The sequence below is a fragment of the Streptococcus sp. 517s genome, assembly GCF_054445985.1.
On record NZ_CM136847.1, the window covers coordinates 1,758,605 to 1,782,869 of the forward strand.

Consider the following 24,265-nt stretch of genomic DNA (forward strand, 5'->3'; position numbering starts at 1 on the left):
AAACACTTTAAAACTATTAAATGTCTTCTTTTTTGATCAATTCTGTGCGAATTTCTTGTGGCGCTAATAGTCCTGAATGAACTGGATATGGTCGCTCAAGCAAGTCCAAAATGGTTTGTTGGTGTTCTGATATACGCACATTTTCTTGACTCATATTGTAGTAACGGAGTACATATCCTTCTTCATTTTCCGCCACTTTAAAGGCTGTTGGGCAAACTTGTGGTAAGCTGAGTGCCGCATGACTCAAGAGGCTACCAGTCGCAGCAACACTTCCTTCTTGTTTAGCAACTTGAAGACTAGTGAATGGTGTTTGGAAGGCTTTGGCACGACGGAAAGCTGAGAAGCGTTCCCCTGCTTGGTGGCATTCAAGTGCAAACTCGACTTCAAACTCGCGCAAGCACTGAGCCTCTGGTGTTGGGAAGTAACCCCAGTCACCTAGCTCACCTGAGGCACGAAGAATGGTCACTGCAATGGTGTCGTCTCCAAGGATTTCATACTCGTGCAATCCTTTATTGGCCACCGTCACCCCTTTTTCATCATCATAAAGGCTGACAAAGGCTTGTTGGTGTTGAGGATTTTCAGGGTTTTCCCATAAAGCCGCTGGTTTATTTGGTCGTGTCACCACCTCGTAGATGCTTTCAGAATCATTGCTTGGACGCGTATTATGAGTCTTGACCAAGAGACGGATACGGTGGTCCTTGGCGGTGTTAGTAAAGCGAGTCTTGAAACGGATTTGTGGATTGTCAATAAAGACGGTCATCTCTGTTTCAAGAAGAATGCTTGTCAGTTCTTCTGAACGTCCAGCCTCACGCGTCATAAACTCGATGATACCTCTTTGTTCCGCATCCAGTTTTTCGTCTGCACTTACTGGAATTGTCAATTCATGCTTGAGCAAGATTTTGGCAAAACGAGCTGTATTTTCCAAGACCTCATAGCCTTTCAGCTCGGCGTAGATAGGTGCTGTTCCTTGTGGTTGGAAGTAGATATACTCATTTCCGATGTCACCACGGTCTTCAAAGCGAACAACATCCTCATACGCTTCATGAGTTGTCTTGTCGTAGACTGTGATATTGTCATCCACACTGACCGTTACAAATGGCGTATCAATCACTCCATTTTGGTAAATACCGTCACGGTGTTCTTGTTCTCCTTCGAGCAATTGGAAGGTTGTCCAGGAAAGTGGTGCCAGGTGAACAGGTACTGTCACGCGCACTTGACGAGCGATACGAGCCTGGCGGAACTTGTCTTTTGGCAAATCATACTCAAAGTTAGCTCCCAAATCTTCGATTTTCGCTTCTACAGCATGCCCTTCCAAGTCTTCAACACGGTAGCTTGGCAAGGTCAAAGCTGCCATCTTCTTATAGCCTTCTGTTGGGTGCAATTCTTTGAAATCACAAGTCGCCACATCAATCACTGTGCTGACCGTATCAACCTTGTCATGCAAGCCTGTGTTAATGACGGTAAATAGATGGTCGCTTTGCGCTTCGTGGGTTGCTATTTTGCCCTTCCACTCGTTGAGAAGGTTGGTCTTAACGAAGTTTCCGACTTGGTTAACCTTGGCAAAACGTGTTTCCATCTCACGGTGAACCTCGTCCACACTACAGCCACAGATACTGTCATGTGGCGCATTTTGTAGAAGGACTTTCCAAGCATAGGTCAACTGGTCCTTATGGTTGTGCCCACCAGTGATGACAGTCAATGGCTCCACCACTTGTTCTAGGAGGTTGCTATTTTCTTGGAAGGCTTGTTTAAGGTAAATCCGTGATGAAGAAGTATTGGCAAGTGTGTACCAGCCATCTGTTTCTTGACTTGTCAACTCACCTGTAACCGTTGATAACTGCTCTGGTAGGGCACTTTCTACTGCATGAACATAGTCATCAAAGGAACTATGAACAAAAGTCACATCTGGGAAGAGTTCATTGGCCACACGAATAGCTTCGCTCAGATTTCGCTGTACAGGCTGGTGGTCACATCCGTTCATCATCAACCACTGGTTGGTCGAAGCATAGTCACGCACGTCTGACAGTTTTTGTTTCCAGAAGGCTAGGGCTTCATCCTTATCAACAGGGATTTCATTCCCGTTACTGTACCAGTTGGCAAAGAGGATACCGAGGACACGACTTCCGTCTGCACCCTGCCAGTACATTTCTGAAAACTGGGAAGTAAACTGCTCATCTTCGAGAACTTGGTTGTCAAATCCAATCGGCTTCACACCACGCCCAAAGGCTGCCACGTGAATGCCTGATTTTTGAAGAATTTGGGGAGCTTGTCCCATATTTCCAAAGGTATCTGGGAAGTAACCAATCTGGGTTGATTTGCCCCATTTTGCACATTCTGCTTGACCAATCAAGGTATTGCGGACGTTGGCTTCACTGGAAATCAAGTAATCATCCTGCAAGATGTAAAAGGGACCAATTTTAAGTTTGCCTTCGTCGATGTAACGTTGGACTTTGTCGCGATTTTCAGGACGAATTTCCAAGTAGTCATCCAGGACAATGGTTTGGCCGTCCAAGTGGAAACTCTTGAACTCAGGGTCATTTTCAAAAAGGTCAAAAAGATTATCAAATAACTCCACCAACTGCATACGGTGGCTTTCAAAAGGTAAGTACCACTCACGATCCCAGTGACTGTGTGAGATAATATGAACTACAACATTTTCCATGAGTAAAACCTCATTCTAACTTAAATTTTTATTTCTATCTAACTAAAGAACTGACTAGCGGACATCCAGGTAATCCAAGACCAATTCACAGAACATCATGTTGGCCCAGGAGAACCATTCACGTGAGTAGAGAGTTGGGTCATCCACGTGGAAGCTTTCGTGCATAACACCTGTTCCACCATCGCAGGCAACCAGCTGATCGAGCAAGAATTTCTTCTCTGCCTTATCTCTTGTTGTCAAACCTTGGATAGAAAGGGCAATGGGCCAGATATAGCGATAGAAGGTATGAGAACTTCCGAGCCCACTAGCGTATTCTCCTTGGTAGAAATATGGATTTTCAGGGCTCAGAATGGTACGGCGTGTGGCTTGATACACTTCATCGTTGACATCGCAATAGCCCAGATAAGGCGCCGCCAGCAGACTTGGTACATTTGGGTCATCCATGATACTAGCATTGCCTAAACCATCCACTTCAAAGGCGTAAATCTTTTCGCCCTTACTATTGGTGGTGTAGGCATAATTTTCGATGCCTTCTTGAATCTCTGCTTGGAGACGCTTAGCATCTGCGATAATACTCTCGCTATCATCTAGGGCCAATGCTGCAAAGATTTCTTGCACATACCCCAATACGACTACGGCAAACATATTGGACGGAATCAAATAGCTATACTGGCAGCAGTCATCACTCGGGCGAAAGGCTGACCAGGTCATACCTGTCACTGCACAGTCAGGTCCAAAACCATCATTTACCAGAGTATCTTCCTTGCGGTCTGTATCCCGAATAAAACGATAAGGAGAGTTCTTGTGGTCTTGTTCCACCGTCCAAAGATGGAGGATTTCCTTGGTTGCTGTGACAAAAGTATCATCAAACTGACTGGTCTCGCCAGTCTCTTTCCAAAGGAGATAGGCCAGCTGCAAAGGATAGCAAAGCGAGTCCACCTCATACTTGCGTTCCCAAATCCAACCATTAAGGTCGGTGTGGTCAGTCTCGTGGTGGCCCTTCCAGTTTTCCTCAATGTTGAAGGAATTGGCATAAGGATCTTTGAGCACCAAGGTCATCTGACGCTTGACCAGACCTGCAATGGTCTGACGCAGGAGAGGATCTCTTTTAGCCACATGCAGGTAGGGTCTGAGTTGGGCTGTCGAATCCCGAAGCCACATGGCAGGAATATCCCCAGTCAAGACAAAAGTTGAGCCATCTTCTAAGATTTCAACTGTATTGTCCAAGGTGTCTGTATAGCAACGCTCGAAGACATCCACCCACTCGGGATGGTCCTTGGCACGCTCTGCTACTTCGTCTAGCCATTCTCTAACAATTTCTTTCGAATAAATCATCGTGCAGTTTCCTCTTTCAAACAAGTTTCATGTTCAGTATATAGTTTTTGAGACAGAAAATACATACACAAATGATAGTCATTTTTCTACAAAATTGCTTACTTTCGAACCCCATATCTAAAGGTCTCATTTTTCTGATATAATGTAGAAAAACAGCTAAAGGAAATACCATGAAACCACTACTTGAAACCATCGATACCCGCTTTGGGACTGCTAGCAAACATGCCTTTTCTCGAGGGAATACCCTGCCTTACACGGGCGTCCCTTTCGGGATGAATTATTTTGTGCCTCAGACCAATGACCAGGAGGGAGCTTGGTTTTTCGATCCGCATCTGCCCATTTTTCAGGGGATTCGATTGACCCATCAGCCCAGTCCTTGGATTGGGGACTACTCTTGGTTCCTTCTGACACCTGTCACCGGCCAGCTAGGTGGAGACAGCCTCTTCCATCGTCAGTCTTCCTATGACCTAGATAAGGCCTCTTTCCAACCTCATTATCTGAAGATTTTCTCCCTGCGCTATCAGATTGAAAGCCAGCTTACACCGACTTGCTACGGCGCTTCTTTTCGTCTAGAGCAAAAGCAAGGCAAAGCCCTCTCCCTCTACCTTCACGCAGCAGATGAACTGACAGTAGAACAATTAGATAAGCGGACTCTTGCCCTACGACAAGAAGGCAAAACAGAGACCAATAAAAATCCTCTGATACTGTTCACAGCTCTACAAATGAATACGGATATTCTTGCTGTCAGGCAAGAAGGGGGAGACTGGCGAATTGACTTAGCAAGCAGTCATGCTGAAATCCAGCTAGCAACTTCTTTCATCTCGCCTTCTCAAGCTCTGCTTAATCTACCTCAAAAGGACTTTGATAGCTGTAAAGCAAGTACGAAAGCGGACTGGGAAAATCTCCTCCATCGTTTTGATATTATGGATACAGGAGAGGCTGACCGAACCTTCTTTGATCACTGCCTTTACAGACTCTTCCTCTTCCCACAGACATTTTATGAAGTGAACGAGTCAGGGCAAGCCATTCACATGGACCTGACTACTGGTACTATCAAGCCAGGCGTCCTCTTTAGCAACAATGGTTTCTGGGATACCTTCCGGACTACATTTCCCCTCTTTGCCCTTATCATACCAGAGCACTATCACCACTTTTTAGAAGGTTTCCTCAATAGCTACCGCGATACTGGTTTCCTTCCAAAATGGCTGGCCCCAGACGAGCGTGGTATGATGCCTGGTACCCTTTTAGACGGCATTATCGCAGATAGCGCCTGCAAGGACATGGCTACCGACTTGGAAAAAGAACTCCTCCAGGCCATGCTTGAAACAGCCACTAAGTCCGACCCTCTCGGCATCAATGGTCGCCACGGACTAGACCAATACCAAGAACTTGGCTACCTCTCTACCGACCACCACGAAAGCGTCAGCCACACCCTAGACTACGCCTATAGTGACTTTTGTATCGCCAGCTGTGCCGAAAAACTAGGTCAGAATGACATCGCGGAAACTTATAGAATTTCGTCACAAAATTACCGCCATCTATTTGACACTGCGACGAGCTACATGCGTGCGCGAGACAGTCAAGGAAACTTCCGTCCCGGCTTCTCCCCTTATAGTTGGGGACGAGACTACGCCGAATGCTCTGCCATTCAAGCGACTTTAGGCATCCTCCACGACATCCCAGGCTTAATCCAACTTATGGGCGGAAAAGAAGCCTTCAGCAATTATCTATTGAAAGCCTGTCAGGACGCTCCTCTCTTTGAAACCACCGGCTATGGTTACGAGATTCATGAAATGAGCGAGATGGCAACAGCTCCCTTTGGACAACTCGCCATTTCCAACCAGCCTAGCTTCCACATTCCATATCTCTTTCGCTATAGCAACTATCCAGACTACACTGCCCTGCTCATCAAGACCCTACGTCAGAAGGCCTTTCACCCAAGCTGGCAAGCCTATCCTGGCGATGAGGACAATGGCAGTCTCTCTGCTTGGTACATCTGGTCAGCTCTGGGATTCTACCCGACCTGTCCGGGCAAGCCCAGCTATGATCTCGGAGCCCCTCTCTTTGACCACCTCCGTATCTACCTGGCTAAGGAAAATAAATGGCTGGATATCCATGCCGAGCAAAACCACAGCCATTTCAACTTTGTCAAAGAATGCCGATTGGACAAGACCATAGTATCTAGCATTCAACACCAAGACCTCTTGAAAGCTGAGCAACTGACCTTCACTCTCAGCTGGTTGCCAAATCACTCATAACCAAAAGAACCTTGGCATGATGCAAAGGTTCTTCTTTTATGAAACTTGGACCTGAAGCTGGTCAACCAGCTCCCCATCTAGCGTTAAATTCAGATAAAAATCAAGGATTTTATCTCCTGCAAAATACAAGGTTGGTATCGTCAGCCTTTTTTCAATCTCACCAGCTTGAAACGTAAGGACTTGAATCTTGTCCCGATAGGCGACACCATGCACACCCGTCCCTGGTTGAATCGAAATCTTAGCTTCTAAAGGACTGCTAGATTCTCTTCGCTTAACTGTAAAATGGACATTTTCTCCCTTGGTCACAGCCAGACTTTTTTCTGAAAACTCTAGTTGCTGAACAGCTTCTTTTCTCGACAAGGTAGGTGTTTTATAGAGTGAAATCTTGGTCAACAAAGGCAAAGCCTGTGCCTCTGTAATAGTCACACGTATCTTCTGCGCCTCAACGACCGATCCTCGTAAGAGACGTTTGTGGCCAACAGTATAACCAGATCCAAACTCCTGCCAGACGCCATCCAACTCTACCTGAACATGGAAAGCAGCGATGCGTTGCCCCAGCTTCAAATCTTCCCTCAGCTCGATCACATCGAAAGTCTTGGGAGTTCCTAAATCAATCTCTAATTGGATTGGCAACTCTGCATCACTTGCCCAAGAACTGGTTTTCCGTCCATCTGTCAGGTGATAACAGGCAAAGTCTGGTGATAGAGCAGGGCCAGATACCTTGGCTCCCAGAGCCAAATCTTCTTTATAGAGCGCGTCACGGTAGGCAGCAAATTCATAGAGACGCTGGATATCCTTTTCGCCAAAGAGGCCATCTTGGTTCGGTGGGATATTAAGCAAGAGCGGAGTTCCCCGCCCTACCGAGTGAAAGTAGATTTCGACCAACTCCTTGAGAGACTTGGGATCCTGATCCTCATGGTAAAACCAGCCTGGCCGAAGAGAAACATCTGCCTCCCCGATTGAAAATAGCGTCCCAGAGGGGTCTCCGTGCTGTAGATAATCTAATTCCGCCTCTGTCCCCAACTGGCCTGGTTTGACTTTTTGCCACAAGGGATCCCCTGCATAGCCTCGTTCATTTCCAATCCAGCGAATACTGGTCCCTTCAGTTGAGAAAATCAAACAATCGCCCTGCAAGTCACGAATAGTTTCAAACCAGGTCTCAAACTCATAGTTGATCTTCTGGGCCCCTTCGCCTCGAGCACCATCCATCCACACCTCAGTGAACTTACCGGCATTCCCATAGGCAGGATTTGACAAGATTTCCTTCAATTGAGCCAGATAGTAGGCATTGTAGTCCGCTTCTTGGTCCACGTGATAGAGGGGACTGTGAGCATCCCAAGGAGACAAATACACTCCCATGTCTATGTCAAACTCAGTCGCAGCTTGGGAAACCTCAAGGCTAGCCCTTTCCATCCCTCCAAGGGCTAGCCTTGACCGAATAATCTGTATGAGCTGTCGGGTAGAGGACAAAACCATCGTGGTGCTTCACCACTAAAATCAGTTTTTTAAAACCCGTTTCTTTGAGTACCCGAACCCATTCACGCGCATCCAACTTGGTCGGGTTAAAACGCTTGGGATCCTCTTGCCCACTTCCCCATTCCTGGTCATAAAAGGTATTGGGATCAAAATGGATAAAGGCAGCTAGTTCATCCTCTAAATAATCCAACTGGGCCTGACTTGGTAATGGTCCATGCGGTTTTATTTTCGTCATCATCTCGTATCTCTTTCTCTTGTTCACAAAGTTATCCACAACGTGTGGATAAGAAAACATACCTAAAAACTAGTTTTTTCAGTCTCTAGCTCACCTGTCACCCTAAACAGACCTTTGTCAAATGGCTCTGTACTAGGGTTTCTACTAGGTTTCCAGAAAGTCACTAATATACGGAACTATTATCAGGATACTTCAACACCCTGAGTTGTATGTCATTTTCGCCTAGACTTATCCACAGACTGTGAATAAACTATTGTTCCAGACTGCTCTCTCCTTGACTATAACAAAAAGCGATAGCAGCGTCAATATGACTAAGATTTCTTCCTAAATCCCCTGAAAAGATTCTATAATTTGTACAATCGTAGCTTTTGCATTCGCCAGCTAGTTAGAATCTGCCAGTAGAAAATGACTGCCTTATCACATTGTGAACAGCACAACTGTGGTACTATAATACCTAACAACCTAATCGTTTCCAGCAAAAAATCCCGCAGATTTGCGGGATTCTCTCTTGCATCAATGCGCCAACATTTCTTGGGCGATTTCTTGGCCAGATAGGTTATCTGGGTAGTAGGTTGGCCAGTTATCCATCTCTTCAAAGAGGGCTTCTTGGCTAGTACCTCCAAAGAAGATATGGAAATGTTCTGCCTTAACTGGGGCGATATTGTGGTCACTAAACTGAACATACTTGAACTGTCCAGCGTCTGCATCTGTCGCTTCAAAGAGGAAACGCACGCCACGATTGCCTTTCTTATAAGTCAAGATTTTCTTGCCGACATACTTATAGGTGAATTTCTTGCTTTGGCCACCTTGAACAAATTCCATAGTGTTGTCCGTGATGTTGATTTTGGTCACATCTGTCTGATAACCTTTTCTATAGTAGGCCTTGTACTCATCCTTGGTCATCTTACCATTCAACTTAGCCTTGTAGTCAAAGACTTGATCAAACGTACCATCTTCAAGGAAAGGATAGACCGACTGCCAGTTACCAGTATAGTCACTCAAGGTGCGGTCCTTGACGTCTGCATCCTCAAAGTAACCATTTTGAACTGTCTTGGTGTTTTCTTCCTTCTCTGGCTCGATTTCTGGTCCTTCTTGGTCTGTTGTTTGTTTCAAAGCCTTGAGGTTTTTCTCCATGATAGAGATGTAATTTTCTCCATCCTTGGTATCCTCTTCAGTCAGACTTTCTAAAGGATTGAGGACATCTGTTTTGACACCTGCCTCTTTTGAAAGTGTATTGGCGAGGGCTTGTGAGGCATTTTCTTCAAAGTAGATATAAGAAATCTTGTTTTTCTTGATATACTCGGTCAATTCTGCCAAACGTGCTGCTGATGGTTCTGCATCTGGTGAGAGACCTGAGATGGATACTTGCTTGAGACCGTAGTCCAAGGCAAGGTAGTTAAAGGCAGCGTGCTGGGTCACAAAGCTCTTTTGTTTAGCTTGAGACAAGCCATCTGTGTAGGCCTTGTCCAAGGCTTGCAATTTTTCGATATAGGCAGCCGCATTCTTCTCAAAAGTCTCTTTTTTATCAGGATAATCTGCTGACAAGCTATCACGGATGTGCTCTACTAGTTTAATGGCACGAACTGGTGATAGCCAAACATGGGGATCGTAGTCGTGATGGTGACCTTCACCACCATGATCATGCCCTTCCTCTTCTTCACCACCTGGCAAGAGGAGCATATCACCTGTCGCCTTGATGGTTTTCACCTTTTTCTTATCCAAAGTATCTAGCAATTTAGGAACCCAAGTTTCCATATTTTCATTTTCATAGACAAAGGTATCTGCGTCTTGGATTTTGGCAACTGCCTTAGCAGACGGTTCATACTCATGGGGTTCTGTACCAGCACCGATTAGAAGTTCTACATTAGCAGTATCTCCTGCGACTTGCTTGGTAAATTCATAGACAGGGTAAAAGGTTGTCACGATATTGAGTTTCCCATCTGCCTGCTTTTGATTGGAACAAGCCACTAAAAACAGGGCACATAGACTAGCTAGTAGTAAGCTAATTTTTTTCATTTCATTCTCCTATTTGATAAAACGTTTCAGTAGACTGACTAACAAAAAGACAGCTACAAAGATAATGGTGATACTAGCGCTAGCAGGGGTTTCCGCATAGTAGGAAATATAAAGTCCTGCCACCATTCCCAAAAAGCCAATAGCACTGGCTAGCAACATAACGGATTTAAAGTTTTTCCCCAAACGAAGGGCAATACTAGCTGGCAAGACCATAATAGTCGACACCAAAAGGGCTCCTGCTGCTGGAATCATAAGGGCAATAGCTACCCCTGTCACCATGTTAAAGAGGATAGACATAGTACGAACTGGCAAGCCATCCACAAAGGCCGTGTCCTCATCAAAAGTCAGGATATACATTGGTCGCAAGAATAAGAAAGTCAAGAGTAAAACGACCGCAGCAATGGCAAAGAGGAATATCACCTGCTCCTGGCTAATGGTCACAATCGAACCAAAGAGATATTGGTCCAAACTCATGGAGCTCGAACTTTTTCCCTTACTCATCACGATAAGAGACACTGCAAGTCCTGTTGACATGAGGATAGCTGTCCCGATTTCCATAAAGTTCTTATAGACTGTCCGGAGATACTCTAGAAAGACCGCTGCGATCAAGACAATGGCAATGGTTGAAATAGTTGGAGAAATTCCCAAAACCAGACCAAAGGCTACCCCTGATAGAGAAACGTGACTGAGTGTATCACTCATCAAACTCTGACGACGTAAGATAAGGAAGGTCCCAAGAACCGGAGAAAAGAGACTCATGGCAATGACAGCTAAGAAGGCTCGCTGCATAAAGTCATAGGATAACAAACTAAGCATGGTCCACCTCCTGGTCGCTTTCGTGAACGTTAAAACAACGCCATGGCGAATCTTGGTTACGAACTAGATGAATATTGCGATCCGCATAGTCCTTGACCTCCTCAGGGTCATGGGTAATCATCAAAACAGCCTTGCCATGATGGTGGGCACTGTGGTGCATGAGCTCGTAAAATTCATTTTTGCTTCCAGCATCCATCCCTGTCGTCGGCTCATCCAAGACAAAGATATCTGGGTCAGAAGCAAACATCCGGGCAATCACTGCTCGTTGCTTTTGCCCTCCCGAGAGGGAGCCAATTCGTTTGTCACGGTGTTCCCACATACCAACTGAGTCTAGACTGGCCTTAATATGTTCCTCATCATGGGCGTTCAAGCGACGGAACCAGCCCTTTCGCGGATAGCGACCCGACTTGACAAATTCATAAACTGTACTCGGAAAGCCAGCATTAAAACTGGCTATCTGCTGAGGAAGATAAGCTATCCTAAGCTTTTTCCCATGAGTATTTGTCTTTGAGATGGTTACCTTGCCAAATCTTGGCTGCAAGATGCCTAGGCTCGCCTTGATAAGCGTTGTCTTGGCAGCTCCATTTTCACCAGTCAAGGTGACAAACTCCCCACTATCAACACTATAGTTGATATGCTCGAGGACAGGTTCCTTGTCATAATAGAAAGACAAGTCCTCTACTGTAATATACCGCATTATTTGATTTCTCCTACTAAAGCAGTTAAAAACCGCTGGATAACTTCTTGTTCATTTGGAGTAAACTGACTTGCCACTTGTTCATAGGCTAAGAGCGTATGTTCGTGATGATGGTGGTGTTCCTCTGCCACTGGTCGAGCCAGCTCTGTCAGTTGATAAAAGATCACACGCGCATCCTTAGGATCTCTAGATGTCTCTAACATTCCCTCTTTGACCAAAGACTTGATAGCCTTGGTCACTGCTGCCTGACTGACATTAAGGCGACGGGCCAACTCCGAGTTGGTTAGGGATTCTTCCGATAAGAGCATGAGGATGTGTTCCTGAGTATTGGTCAAGGCTACGTCACTCGTGCAATGCCCGATCAGAATTTCATGCTGGTTCTCAGATCTCAAAATCACCTCGTTTAAAAAGTTATCGATTTCCTGTGCAAGCTGTCTCATGTGTTACTCCTTCCCTATCTATCTTTTTCGTAAAAAACATAGATAGCCACCGATTCTTTACTGGTTAATTATATCATAAACCAAAAAAGAGTCAAGGGAAAAAGGCGTAAAAACGTTTCCCTAGACTCTTCTAGATGTGAAATTTAACCTATTTTTGCTTTGGTTTTCGACTCGATAAGATACCTGCCAAGCCAGCTACCATTCCCATCAAGAGCAAGAAGACGGACTGTTCACTTCCTGTATTGGGGAGGGCTTTTTCTGAGACAACTGCTTTCTTGCTAAATTGACCTGCCACCTCATAAGTCAATGGCACATTTGTAGTCGCATCGTTAGCAGCCGCATTCGTTTGAGGCGTTTCTACCGGCAGACTAAAAGTTGTAGAATCCACAGAAATCGTCCGTGAGTTCGAATTAATCTTTTCATACTGGGTCAAATCAGCGGTTTTCAGATAATCTTCAAAGGCTGCATCCATAGACGGACCTTCTTCACGCGCGCCACCTAACATAGTGTAGCCATCACCACCTGCAGCTAAGAAATCATTGGTTGCAAGATAGTACGTTTTTGCGAGGTCCAGGAGATCATAACGACCAGTTGCACGGTTTTTGACCTGGATGGCCAAGACACGTTTACCTGATGGTAGGTTGGTATCATAGTAAACCTTCACACCTGAAACTTGCAAGAAGCCACCACTTGGTTCTAGCAATGGTTGTCCGTTCTCATCCAAGACCTTCTTGCCATCCTTATCGACCTGCAAGATAGATCCGAGTGATTTTTCAAACATATCTAAGACTTGTTGCCCCGTCACTTGGATTTGTGAAATGGTATTTCCAAATGGAAGAACAGCAATGACATTTCCTTTAGTGATTGGTTTGCCTTTTGCAATGGTTTCACGCAAGCCACCACCATTTGTCACAGCGATGTCTGTCGGATGGCTAAATCCTGTTTGACCATACTGATAGAGAGAGTCTGCCACGACGTTTCCGAGGTTGGTTTCACGGACCCGAACATTTTCACGATCACCGTTTAGTTCTACAGGGCTGTTTGAGACAATCTCAACTGCATTTTCAGCATCGTATTTTTGTTTAATGTCTTTGACTAGTTTTTCAACTTTTGGATTGGCAGTCAGTTTCTTAGCATCAGCAGCTGCAATCAACGTAGGATTGCCCAAAAGCTGACGTGATTTGTAGATAACTTTCCCAACATTATGAAGGTAACTTCCTGTTTGGTTATAGGTAACATTGTCGCCATAAGTTGTGGAAGCTACTGTATGAGAATGCCCATCAATAACTGTCACACGTTTGCCTTTGAGACGAGGATTTTTAGAGAGAGCTTCTGCCAAGGTTGAACCACGCCACTCGACTGGAGTTGTGGTATCTACACCCAAGTGAGCGAGCACAACATAGTGTTTGTAGTCCTTACCTTCTGCACGCGCCTTGGCTTGAACTTCTTCGATGACCTTATTGACTTCAGAGATTGGATCTGTAAAAGTTACCCCTTTAATGTTTTTAGGGTGGGTTTTTGTAGCAGTTTCAGGTGTCATCACACCAATCACAACAAACTCATCACCTTCCACAGTCTTATCCTTATCAACGATTGTGGAAGCTTCAAAAAGACGAGCTCCATTGACATAAGTATTTGAGCTAAGTAATGGGAATTTCAGAATTTCCTTGTATTTTTTAACTTCATCAAGGCCAAAGTCAAACTCATGGTTTCCTACTGCCATGGCATCATACTGCATCTGATTGAGAATTTCAGCACGCGCTTCACCCTTCGTAGAGTTGGAAATCGGTAAACCTTGGAAAGCGTCTCCCGCATCAACAACTAGAGTATTTTGATTTGATTTCGCGCGTTCCTGCTCAATGACAGTCGCTAACTTAGCATCTCCAATTACTCCCTTTTCCTCTACAATACGACCATGGACATCATTGGTGTGTAAGATAACAGTGTCCTTTTCTTCGCTTTTAGTAGATTCAACAGGAGCTGACGGAACTTCTGCAGGTGCAACGGCAACGGTTGCTGGAGTCTCTACTTCATTTGTTGGAGTTGCTGGCGCTGCAGGGTTCAACACAGAAGTAGGAGTCTCCGACGTGGCAGGAGTCGCTACAACAGCTGAACTTTCTGCAGGAGTTGTTGCTTCTTCAGCATGGACTTGTCCAGCTAAAAAGGCTGGGGCTAATAGAGCTGTCGATAAGACAGGTAACAAAGAACGTTTATTCATTTTGAAATCCTTTTCTTTTCTTTTTTCCTTTATATTATACGATATTTCTATAAAAAATAAAACTTTTGACTGGTTTTTATATAAAATATTCGCCATTTAACCAAAAAAACCTGAACAAAAAAGTTCAAGTTTTTTTAATCGATTTATTGGAAATCTTTGATATTTCCATCATAGGTCGCCCAGTCCTTACTAAAGAAACGGTCATTCATCTTGTAGTCTGGAGCTGGTTTCGGATCCGTCAAGAAGGGATTGACAACTTTATCAAAAGCCAACCAGCCCAACCAACCTAAGTGGATGGTATCCTTGATAAAGTAAGGTTCTCCTCCGTTTTTTGAAAAGTCAGCAATGTTGGTAAAGCCTTGACTTTCTAACTGGTAACGAATTTTCTCCACTGCATGTTGATACATTTCTTCACTGAGTTCTGTGTATTCCATCCATTTCTTGTTGACGGGCTGGATAACAAAGAGCACATTGACTTTTGATTTGGCAAATTGATTGAGAACCAGCTGTAAATCATTGTATTCAGACGACTTTAGGAAGTTATAATTTTTTTGATACCCTTCCCATTTTTTTAAGTCTTTTTTGACCTCATACGTGTAGAAATGATTCTCCATCCCCATATCGTTATTGGTCGTATTTGCCTCTGCATCCTTACGGGCAATTTCTTCTAAAGCATCATAGGAAAACTGATCAGGAAGATCTTTTAAATAGTTTTCTACATGTTCTTTGTACTTGAGTTTCCCCCGAATGGAAAATTGACCAAAAAGAGAGGACTGCTTTTCATTGAATCGTGCAAAGAGGTTGATGATAAGTCGATCAACATCTGACAAGTCCTCTCCTTTTGAAAGCTTTTGAAGGATGCCTTTCAGTGCCACACTCGGATTCTGCTTCAACAAACGCGTCGCGGCATGCTTAGCCGAAATGTCCCCAGATTGATTTTCCAAAAAAGCTGTTAACTGGTCGCTATTAAAGAATCTCTGAAACGCTGCTGGCTCATAATCCGTCTCTGTAAACCACTGAGGAGAGATGACAAACACCGCCTGCTTATTCTCTATTTCCGGCAGAATCTGCTGCAAACCAAAATACTGATTGAGAGAGGCTGCTCCTGCCTGGCCTAGAAAATAAGGACGATAGGGACGATTGTATTTTTCTGCTAAAACAGCTGGATGGACACTATCAAATCGAATCCATTCACTTGACCCTAGAAAAGGGACAAAACGCATATTGGGATCCGTTAGCGCCCTCACTTTTTGGCTTCTCTCTTTAAAACTTTCTCTACTGATGGAAGCAGCAGAGTACTTCTCCTCCATCAGATTGTGGCTTTGTTTACTAGGAAAGAAATAGATGAGCAGCAGAACCAAGAAAGTCGCGGCAAAGACGGGCCCGAAGATCAGCCACAAGCGTTTAAGCATTCTTCAACTCCATGATACCTGCTACGATTTTATTAGCCGTATTCCAGTCATCACGACCGAACTCCGTCACTGGAACACGAATGTCAAAACGGTTTTCAATCTCAACAATCAATTCAACCGTTCCCATGCTATCCAAGACACCAGCATCAAAAAGATCTTCATCCATCATGTCAGAAACATCTTCCATAAACAACTCATCAATAATTTCAATAACTTCTGATTTGATATCCATTTTTTATATCCTTTTATTTTTTAAACCATAAATCATTCAAAAATCCAGAAAAGATTAAGAATGAAACCATCACGACATGGAAGGTGACAACCATGCCAAGCAACTGAATCCAGCGATTCTCAGGTAAGGAACCCTTCCCAGCTTTTTTCCGTTCTTTATTGAGCGCTTTTTTCTTACGAACCCAAGCATCATTGATGACCAGCCCAATCCCATGAAAAAGTCCATAAGCGATATAGTACCAGGTCACACCATGCCAAAAGCCCATAATCAGCATATTGAGGATATAGGCTACACTTGAGGTCACATTGCGATTTTTAAAGGCCTTCTTTCTGGTCATGACCATAACCATCCGCATAAAGACAAAGTCACGGAACCAGAAAGACAGACTCATGTGCCAGCGATTCCAAAACTCTTTTAAATCCCTAGACAGAAAGGGCTTGTTAAAGTTGATAGGACTATGAATACCCATCAAATTTGAAATGGCTAAAGCAAACATAGAATAGCCTGCAAAGTCAAAGAACAATTCTAGACCAAAGGTATACATCACCGCAAGAGCATAATGGTTAAAGAAACCACCTGTCTGCAAGGCCAAATTTTTCAGCGGAGGCAATAATGTCTCTCCTAAAATGTGAGCCAAGATAAACTTGTAAAGGAAGCCAAGCATGATATATTTGACAGCCTCTTCTAACATATCCATCAGCTCATCCCGCTCAGGAATGGTCTCGTAATTTTCATTGAAGCGTTTAAAACGATCAATGGGACCACTTGAGAAAGTCGGCATAAAGAGAAGAAAACGTAAGAATTGCCAAATCGTTAAATCCTTAATGACACCGTCTCTTAACTCAACGATAACCCCAACAGCACGAAAGGTTAAGTAAGAAATCCCTAAAAATCCAAACAAAGATTGAGGTCCATGAATAGCAGGAGATACTTTCACAAAGACGATTGGCAATAGAGATAAAAAGCTAACTAGGTAAAATATCCATTTACTATCCCGTTGTTTCCTGTACCTTTTGTAGAAAGATACAAGTAGTACTTGCCAGATAACATAAAGGATAAGAGCGCTTATTTGATTCGTCTTTCCACCGACCAACATGGTGACGATAAAGAAGAGACTAACAAGCACCTCGTACAAGGCAAAACGTTTCTTGAAAAAAAGACCGATGAAGATAGGTAAAGTCGCAACAATTACGTATAAAAAGTACTGAAGATCACCATAAGGTTCCAAATGAGGTAGCTGTTTATAAAGCTCCATCATCTACTGTTTACCTCGTTAATCAAGCCCTTGATATCAATTTTACCATTAGGCGTTAGTGGCAAACTGTCTCGATAGAGAAACTTAGATGGCATCATATAGGACATCATGATATCTGCTAAATCTTCCTTAATAGCCTTGGTAATATCGATATCACGTTCAAACTGTTCACGAACACCATCTTTTAGGATGATATAGGCCAGTAGATTTTGTACCTTATGGTCCTTGTTATAACGTGGAACAGCAACAGCCGACTCAATAAAGCGAGACTTGTTGAGGTTTTGAGAGACATCCTCAAGCTCAATGCGATAGCCATTAAACTTAATCTGGAAGTCCATACGTCCACCATAGAGAAGCAAGCCCTCATCTGTCATAGTTCCTACATCCCCTGTATGGTAGGCTGGAAGGCCTTCAAACTCAAAGAAGGCTTCCGCCGTTTTTTCAGGATTGTTCATATAGCCTTTTGAAACAGCTGGTCCAGAAACAATGATTTCTCCCTGTTCACCATTTGGCAGTTTCTTACCTCCCTCATCAATGACAAAGGTTGGAGAATCAGCCTTGGTATAGCCAATTGGTAGGCGTTTGAGAGTCGCTAACATCTCGTCTGTTACGGCAACAGCTGATAGGGCTACTGTCGCTTCCGTTGGACCGTAAGCATTGATGATGCGGGCATTTGGGAATCGCTCACGTAGTTTTTGAGCTGTTTTGACAGTCAATTCTTCACCATCAAAGTAGAAATGCGTGATTCCTGGCATTTTCTCGCTATTGAAGTCTTCTGACAACATGGCCATATCTGCAAAGGAAGGCGTTGATGTCCAGATAGCGATTGGCAATGAAAAGATCGTCGCAAAGAGTTTTTTGAAGTCCTGAGTAATGGCCGAAGGAAGAGCGAAAAGCGTACCACCCAGTGCTAAGGTTGGCGCCCAGTACATGACAGATAGATCAAAAGAGTAGGGTGGCTGAGCCAGCATTTGCGGACGACTTGGCGTCGCAAATTCCTTGTCTGTAATCATCCAGTTGGTAAAGCTGAGGAGATTGTCATGGGAAATCTGCACTCCCTTAGGCTTACCGGTCGTACCAGAAGTAAAGATGATGTAGTAATTATCATCTCCCTTGACTGGATGCGTAATCTCGTAGCTATCCCCTTGAGCAAAGGCTTCTTGAACCTGAACTAAAGTCATCATTGGCGTAGAGACTTGCTCCAATGGAAAATCTGAGATAGCAATAATCAAACTTGGCTCTGCAACTTCTACGATAGCAGAAACTCGTTCCAAGGCCGAATGGCTGTCAATTGGAATGTAGGCATGCCCCGACTTAGTCAGTGCTACAAAGGTAGCCAACATCTCATATTCCTGACCACCAAAAACGACGACTGGTGATTTCTCAGGCAAGCCAAGTCGATCGATAGCTGCAGCTAAACTATCTGAATCAGCCTTCAGATCACCATAAGTATGCTCTTGACCTAAAACATTATAGACAGGATATGTTGTCTGTATTTGAGCAAAGTGCTCAATCGTTTCAATCATATCTTTTATCGGTTTATTAGACACAGTTCATTTCTCCTTTAAAACTAGAACTCATTATAAATAAAGGTTCCTTGGCTCTGACCAAGGTAACTAAAAAAATAAAGCAGGCCAAGCAAGATTACAAAATATAGGGCCGTTCGGCCTAAGAATACATGCAGATTTCGTTGTTTTTTCATAAGCTATCCATTAATATATCATTTCTATCGGCTACAAATACGCACTATTAGTAACTTATCTTCCTAACATTTTACCACTTTATCAACCTTTTTTTCAACTGTTTACCATAACTTAAAGGTTCATTTTAGGTTATTTTAAGATAAATTAAAATGTTAACAATAAATGTGAACAAAAATTTCCATTTCTATAAATCTCCTATACCAGTCATCAGAAATTAAACAGTTTAAAGAATGACAGCAAACACACGGCTCCCCCTTTGGGCATTTTTATGCTAAAATAGAAGGTATGGATAAGATTATTAAAACTATATCAGAAAGCGGAGCCTTTCGTGCTTTTGTCCTTGATAGCACAGAAACAGTCCGCACTGCTCAAGAAAAACATCAAACTCAAGCCAGTTCAACTGTTGCACTTGGTCGTACCCTTATCGCTAGCCAGATTCTCGCAGCCAATGAAAAAGGAGATACCAAGATTACTGTAAAAGTTCTTGGAACGAGCTCTCTCGGTGCCATCATCACTGTCTCAGATACCAAGGGAAATGTCAAAGGCTACGTTCAAAATCCTGGTGTTGACATCAAAAAGACTGCAACGAGTGAAGTTCTAGTTGGACCTTTTGTTGGAAACGGTCAATTTCTCGTTATCACAGACTACGGTACTGGAAATCCTTACAACTCCATGACTCCTCTCATCTCTGGGGAAATCGGTGAAGACTTGGCCTACTACCTGACCGAAAGTCAACAAACTCCTTCAGCCGTCGGCCTCAATGTTCTTTTGGATAAAGACGACAAGGTCAAAGTCGCTGGTGGCTTCTTACTACAAGTATTGCCAAATGCCAAAGAGGAAGAGATTGCCCGCTTTGAAAAACGCATCCAAGAAATGCCAGCCATTTCAACTCTTCTAGAAAGCGACGACCATATCGAAGCCCTTCTCAAGGCTATCTATGGTGACGAATCTTACAAACGTCTATCTGAAGAAGAAATTCGTTTCCAATGCGACTGCAGCAAAGACCGTTTTATGAACGCTCTTGCCAGCCTTCCAAGCTCAGACTTAGAGGAAATGAAAGAGGAAGACCACGGGGCAGAAATCACTTGCCAATTCTGCCAAACAACTTACAACTTTGATGAAAACGACCTGGAGGAACTCATTCGTGACAAATCTTAATACACCCTTTATGATTGGCAATGTTGAGATTCCCAATCGTACCGTTTTAGCGCCTATGGCTGGCGTGACCAACTCAGCCTTTCGTACCATCGCAAAAGAGCTCGGAGCTGGACTCGTTGTCATGGAAATGGTCTCTGACAAGGGAATCCAATACAACAACGAAAAAACCCTGCATATGCTTCACATCGATGAAGGAGAGAACCCTGTTTCTATCCAACTTTTTGGTAGTGATGAAGACAGTCTAGCACGCGCAGCAGAATTCATCCAAGAAAACACCAAGACCGATATCGTCGATATCAACATGGGCTGCCCAGTTAACAAAATCGTGAAGAACGAAGCTGGCGCTATGTGGCTCAAGGACCCAGACAAGATCTACTCTATTATCAACAAGGTCCAATCTGTCCTTGATATCCCCCTAACTGTCAAAATGCGCACCGGCTGGTCTGATCCATCCCTAGCCGTGGAGAATGCCCTCGCAGCTGAGGCTGCTGGTGTCTCTGCTCTCGCCATGCATGGCCGTACCCGCGAACAAATGTACACAGGCCACGCAGACCTCGAGACCTTGCACGATGTAGCCCAAGCACTGACTAAGATCCCATTTATCGCCAACGGTGACATCCGTACAGTTCAAGATGCTAAACAACGCATCGAAGAAGTTGGTGCTGACGCAGTTATGATTGGCCGAGCAGCCATGGGAAATCCCTACCTCTTCAATCAAATCAACCACTACTTTGAAACAGGAGAAATCCTTCCTGATTTGACCTTTGAAGATAAGATGAAAATCGCCTACGAACACTTAAAACGCTTAATTAACCTCAAAGGAGAAAAAATTGCAGTCCGTGAATTCCGTGGCCTCGCTCCTCACTACCTTCGTGGTACATCTGGTGCAGCCAAGCTTCGTGGAGCTATTTCACAAGCTAGCACTCTTGCAGAGATTGAGGCCCTCTTGCAACTAGACAAAGCATAGTCTCACATCTACAACTCACAAAAACGGCAAAGCTCAAAAATGAGTCTTGCCGTTTTTATATATTTTCATCTTGTAAATCTAATTGCTTCACTCTAGCTATATAATAGGACATAATCAAAAACAAATTGAGGCTGACAATCCATATAGACCATTCATGAAGAAAATGCATCAATACAGCCAAGCTGATTGCGCCCACTATGAAACTTCCCACAACAATCCCATAATTTAAGGCCTGACGACGGTATTCTTGGATATTTCCTTCTCTTCTAGCAATGCGATACAAAGCGGTCAGCATCTTTCGGTAATTTCCAGACGTCATAAAAATGACATAGGGATGATCTTCAATCAAACTGCCCGTAAATGTTAGCATCATCATTCCTGTTCCAAAAGCGATGAAAGGAACTTCTAATAGAGGAAATCGTGAAAAGAAAGGTAGAATAAGAGTTCCAATAAATAAAGGGAGCAGCATCTTAACCCGCCAGTAGGCCGTTTTACGGTATTCTTTCATGTGCAATGCAAACAGAAACCCTAGAGAAAAGAAAATAATGGAGCAGAATCGTAGCATCGTATTGATAACATTTGGGTCGTGCCAATCAGATATCAATAGGAGAATATTCCCTGTCTGTGTCGCTACCAAACTATGGTATTGAATATGGCAAAACACATCCAAAGAACCACCTACAAATCCAAGAAATACTCCCATCAATCGTGTGTTTTGAGGTAAGATTAATTTATCCGCCATGTATTATCACTCGTTTTCCTTTGATTTTTTTATTATACCACTTTCTCTTGGAGAAACTAAGTGAAAAACAGTTGACTCACTCTTTTACAGAACGATTTCTAGTAAGAGTTAAAACACAAAATTTTATTATTGAATCAAGGCAACGCTTGAAACTTTACCATCCGCACCTGTTGTAATTTGGATGATTTTTCCGCCACCGATTTTAGCATTATACTTGCCATCATCAAGAGTGTAAGAGTAGCCTCTAATAGAGTAGTTTTCTTTCTTTCCATCTGCAGTTTCTACTGTAAATTGGCCCCCTGATGAAACCGTAATAGTTTCGCCATTTGCTCCCTTCCAGTTGCCTGCAGCTGCTGAGAAATCACCATCGACCATGGTTAAAACACCCTTGTAGCGTTTGTTGTGTTCTGCTTGCTTGTCTTGAAGTTTGCGGTCAGTTGTTGGATCATAGCCTGACTGGTTAGACTGGGCTTGAGGGCCTTGCTGAGTTGAAGGTGCCTGAGATGGAGCTTGCTGACTAGGGGCTGCTTGTTCTTGTCTTGATTCAGGCGCTGGTTTCGCTTGTGACTGATCCGCCGCTGTAGAAGACTGACCAGAAGATGCCTGGGCCTTTTCAGATGAAGCTGAGCTTGAAGATTTTTGAGTCTTGCTTTCTTTGCTAGAAGAAGCTGCTTTAGAGCTTGATGATTGACTTGTCTTTGCAGAGCTACTAGTTTGAGTGATTTCGTTTTTATTTCCACAAGCTCCTAGTAGCAAGGTAGAAGCCAACACAGTCGCTGCCATCAATTTGATATAGGTTTTCTTTTTCATTTTTTACTCCTTTGTAATATTTTTGAAATATTAAGAAATCTTTTTGTAACATAATTGTAACATTAGGTTTTGAATCTGTCAATTATTTAGATAAACTATTTTAAAAATTGTTCCCTCCACTATTTCAATTCGTAATCGAAACAAAAAAATAGAAATTTTTTTAGATTAGAGTCATATTTTTTGCATCGCTCTTGTGTAATTCTAAGAAAGATAGCCATTCATAAAAATGATGATAAATAAAGAGGTCGGAAACTTTGTCCCGGCCTCACTTTTTATTTCAATCGATAGGTTTTTCTTGGTTTCTTTTTAGGCACTCGTTTGAGTCCAACTTCTTCTACATATTCGCCGTATTTTACGAGAAAGTTATTGCTGACGATTGGGCGACCGGGGTTGATGAGATTGACCAGTTCGGTTCCTTCATAGACAGTAAACTCCTCCTCCAACAGATAAAGGAAGGTCGGATTCCAGTCGAGACGGCCTTGGATTCGTTTGATGGATTCTTGAATAATGGCATAATGGTCAAAGGCGAAGGCTTGCTCCTCCAGCTCACCCCCCTCTAGGAAGCATTTGCCTGTCTGAAAATCGACATCTACGAAAACGACATCCTTGGCATCGTCACCTGCCTGAACGAGGTCTAAGGCACGACTAGGCAGGTACACCAAGTAGGCAATAGTCACTGTCCAGCCCCGCGGATCACGCCCAGGGGTCGATACCGTCATCAATTGCTCGATTTTTTCCAAAGGTAGATCGAGATTGACTTCTTCTCTCACTTCGCGCTGACAGGCATGTGCAGCATCTTCTCCCTTATCCATAAAGCCTCCGACCAAGGCCAAACAGTTTTGATAAGGGTGAGCCTTGCGACGAATCAGCAAGAGCTTGATCTTTCCTTCGACAAAGCAGTAGGCTACCATATCTACTGTCACACTTGGTTTTTCATATTGAGGGAGTTCCTGCTTGTAGTACCAATCCAAAAACTCCTCCTGACTGGCATGGATTTCATAATATTCTTTTTCCGTCATCCCTTCTGGAATCTTTATGTCTGCCATCTTATGCCTCCTTTCGAACTGCCTTGGTCCATTGGTACCAACCCACTAGACTGTTGAGTGTGTAAACCCAGTACATCCCTTGGATGTGAATATTTTCACCCCACCAGAGATAGATACTAAAGAGATTGGTTGCAATCCAGAAAATCCATTGCTCGCGGTAGAGACGTGTCATCAAGAGCTGACCAACACCATTGGTCGCATCAGTAACACTATCACGGAAAGGACGAGCGCTATTGATACTTTGGTAAGCCAAGCCCATACCAATCCAAATGATAGCAGTCAGGGCTAAGTACTTGAGCCAGTCAAGCACAGATAATTTCTTAGCTTCAAAGTGTGATTCTTCCGGTTTTCCCTGTTCATTGATACGATTGGACAGCCAAGCATAGAGACCAATCGGCTGCATGACAAAGAAGTAAACAGTCGTCAAAACTTCTCCATAAAAAGTCGCATTCATGGCCAAAATCAAATAGATAGCTGAGTTAATGGCTCCAAAGAGATAATTGCTTGCACGCCCTTCTGCTACCAAGATAACACAGACAATCCCAGTCCAAGATGCAAACAAGCTCAGCCAGTCATGACTTTCTGTATTTTGCGTGAACTCTAGGATTAAGGGAACACTTGACAAGGCAATGAGATATAACCACTGGAAAAGGCTACGGCCGACAAAGAGATCTTTCCATAGCAAGCGCATGATCCCTGCAAAACCAATCTTGCGGGCTTCTACATGGACATTTTTAAAATTTTCGATAAATTGTGTGATTTTTCCAGTTAGTTTTTTCATATTTTT

General features: G+C 43.6%; 19 protein-coding genes and 1 pseudogene. 3 read left to right on the forward strand and 17 right to left on the reverse strand.

All coding sequences use genetic code 11. From position 1 onward, the window contains the following. Positions 1–16: 16 nt before the first annotated feature. Positions 17–2,662, reverse strand: a complete 2,646-nt coding sequence (locus ACVX3R_RS08780; protein ID WP_458794909.1) for an alpha-mannosidase — start codon at positions 2,660–2,662, stop codon at positions 17–19. A 54-nt stretch (positions 2,663–2,716) separates the two neighbouring features. Next, positions 2,717–3,997, reverse strand: a complete 1,281-nt coding sequence (locus tag ACVX3R_RS08785; RefSeq protein WP_458794910.1) for a glycoside hydrolase family 125 protein — start codon at positions 3,995–3,997, stop codon at positions 2,717–2,719. Positions 3,998–4,167: 170 nt separating this feature from the next. Between ACVX3R_RS08785 and ACVX3R_RS08790 the strand changes: the two genes are divergently transcribed. After that, on the forward strand, positions 4,168–6,255 hold the full coding sequence (locus ACVX3R_RS08790) for a GH92 family glycosyl hydrolase (RefSeq protein ID WP_458794911.1): 2,088 nt from the start codon (positions 4,168–4,170) through the stop codon (positions 6,253–6,255). Positions 6,256–6,291: 36 nt separating this feature from the next. On the opposite strand, the pseudogene ACVX3R_RS08795 reads toward ACVX3R_RS08790, so the two are convergent. The 11 genes and pseudogenes from ACVX3R_RS08795 to ACVX3R_RS08845 form a co-directional block, all read right to left on the reverse strand. Further along, positions 6,292–7,966: pseudogene (locus tag ACVX3R_RS08795) on the reverse strand (alpha-L-fucosidase). A 513-nt stretch (positions 7,967–8,479) separates the two neighbouring features. Then, on the reverse strand, positions 8,480–9,982 hold the full coding sequence (gene adcA, locus ACVX3R_RS08800; protein WP_458794912.1) for a zinc ABC transporter substrate-binding lipoprotein AdcA: 1,503 nt from the start codon (positions 9,980–9,982) through the stop codon (positions 8,480–8,482). Positions 9,983–9,991: 9 nt separating this feature from the next. Continuing rightward, positions 9,992–10,798, reverse strand: a complete 807-nt coding sequence (locus ACVX3R_RS08805) for a metal ABC transporter permease (RefSeq protein WP_000950023.1) — start codon at positions 10,796–10,798, stop codon at positions 9,992–9,994. Further along, positions 10,791–11,495 carry a metal ABC transporter ATP-binding protein gene (locus tag ACVX3R_RS08810; RefSeq protein WP_001269482.1) on the reverse strand — a complete coding sequence of 235 codons (705 nt, stop codon included), beginning with the start codon at positions 11,493–11,495 and terminating at the stop codon, positions 10,791–10,793. Before ACVX3R_RS08810 ends, ACVX3R_RS08805 begins: the two co-directional genes overlap by 8 nt. After that, positions 11,495–11,935, reverse strand: coding sequence for a zinc-dependent transcriptional regulator AdcR (gene adcR / locus ACVX3R_RS08815; protein ID WP_001249328.1), 441 nt, complete (start codon positions 11,933–11,935; stop codon positions 11,495–11,497). Before adcR ends, ACVX3R_RS08810 begins: the two co-directional genes overlap by 1 nt. 148 nt (positions 11,936–12,083) lie before the next feature. Further along, entirely contained in the window at positions 12,084–14,153 is a 2,070-nt protein-coding gene (gene nt5e / locus ACVX3R_RS08820; RefSeq protein ID WP_458794913.1) for a cell surface ecto-5'-nucleotidase Nt5e, read from the reverse strand. Positions 14,154–14,296: 143 nt separating this feature from the next. Next, on the reverse strand, positions 14,297–15,565 hold the full coding sequence (gene dltD, locus ACVX3R_RS08825; protein WP_458794914.1) for a D-alanyl-lipoteichoic acid biosynthesis protein DltD: 1,269 nt from the start codon (positions 15,563–15,565) through the stop codon (positions 14,297–14,299). Then, positions 15,558–15,797: a D-alanine--poly(phosphoribitol) ligase subunit DltC gene (gene dltC / locus ACVX3R_RS08830; protein ID WP_458794915.1), complete on the reverse strand. Its 240-nt coding sequence runs from the start codon at positions 15,795–15,797 to the stop codon at positions 15,558–15,560. Before dltC ends, dltD begins: the two co-directional genes overlap by 8 nt. 13 nt (positions 15,798–15,810) lie before the next feature. Next, on the reverse strand, positions 15,811–17,055 hold the full coding sequence (dltB, locus tag ACVX3R_RS08835) for a D-alanyl-lipoteichoic acid biosynthesis protein DltB (RefSeq protein WP_458794916.1): 1,245 nt from the start codon (positions 17,053–17,055) through the stop codon (positions 15,811–15,813). Continuing rightward, positions 17,052–18,602 (reverse strand): D-alanine--poly(phosphoribitol) ligase subunit DltA, encoded by a 1,551-nt coding sequence (gene dltA / locus ACVX3R_RS08840; RefSeq protein WP_458794917.1) that lies wholly within the window; start codon positions 18,600–18,602, stop codon positions 17,052–17,054. Before dltA ends, dltB begins: the two co-directional genes overlap by 4 nt. A gap of 20 nt (positions 18,603–18,622) precedes the next feature. After that, on the reverse strand, positions 18,623–18,754 hold the full coding sequence (locus ACVX3R_RS08845; protein ID WP_008276434.1) for a teichoic acid D-Ala incorporation-associated protein DltX: 132 nt from the start codon (positions 18,752–18,754) through the stop codon (positions 18,623–18,625). A gap of 286 nt (positions 18,755–19,040) precedes the next feature. On the opposite strand from ACVX3R_RS08845, the gene hslO reads away from it, so the two are divergent. Together hslO and dusB are read left to right on the forward strand one after the other, a co-directional pair. Then, on the forward strand, positions 19,041–19,913 hold the full coding sequence (hslO, locus tag ACVX3R_RS08850) for an Hsp33 family molecular chaperone HslO (RefSeq protein ID WP_458794918.1): 873 nt from the start codon (positions 19,041–19,043) through the stop codon (positions 19,911–19,913). Further along, positions 19,900–20,880, forward strand: coding sequence for a tRNA dihydrouridine synthase DusB (gene dusB, locus ACVX3R_RS08855; RefSeq protein ID WP_162279321.1), 981 nt, complete (start codon positions 19,900–19,902; stop codon positions 20,878–20,880). Before hslO ends, dusB begins: the two co-directional genes overlap by 14 nt. 55 nt (positions 20,881–20,935) lie before the next feature. On the opposite strand, the gene ACVX3R_RS08860 is transcribed toward dusB, so the two are convergent. From ACVX3R_RS08860 to pnuC, 4 genes are all read right to left on the reverse strand, one after another. Next, a complete protein-coding gene (locus ACVX3R_RS08860; protein ID WP_268713748.1) occupies positions 20,936–21,622 on the reverse strand; it encodes a YoaK family protein in 687 nt (228 codons plus the stop codon). Positions 21,623–21,748: 126 nt separating this feature from the next. After that, entirely contained in the window at positions 21,749–22,432 is a 684-nt protein-coding gene (locus tag ACVX3R_RS08865) for a hypothetical protein (protein WP_458794919.1), read from the reverse strand. Positions 22,433–22,704: 272 nt separating this feature from the next. After that, on the reverse strand, positions 22,705–23,478 hold the full coding sequence (locus tag ACVX3R_RS08870; RefSeq protein ID WP_458794920.1) for an NUDIX domain-containing protein: 774 nt from the start codon (positions 23,476–23,478) through the stop codon (positions 22,705–22,707). A gap of 1 nt (position 23,479) precedes the next feature. Next, complete coding sequence (gene pnuC, locus ACVX3R_RS08875) at positions 23,480–24,259, reverse strand: nicotinamide riboside transporter PnuC (protein WP_458794921.1); 780 nt, start codon at positions 24,257–24,259, stop codon at positions 23,480–23,482. Positions 24,260–24,265: the final 6 nt, after the last annotated feature.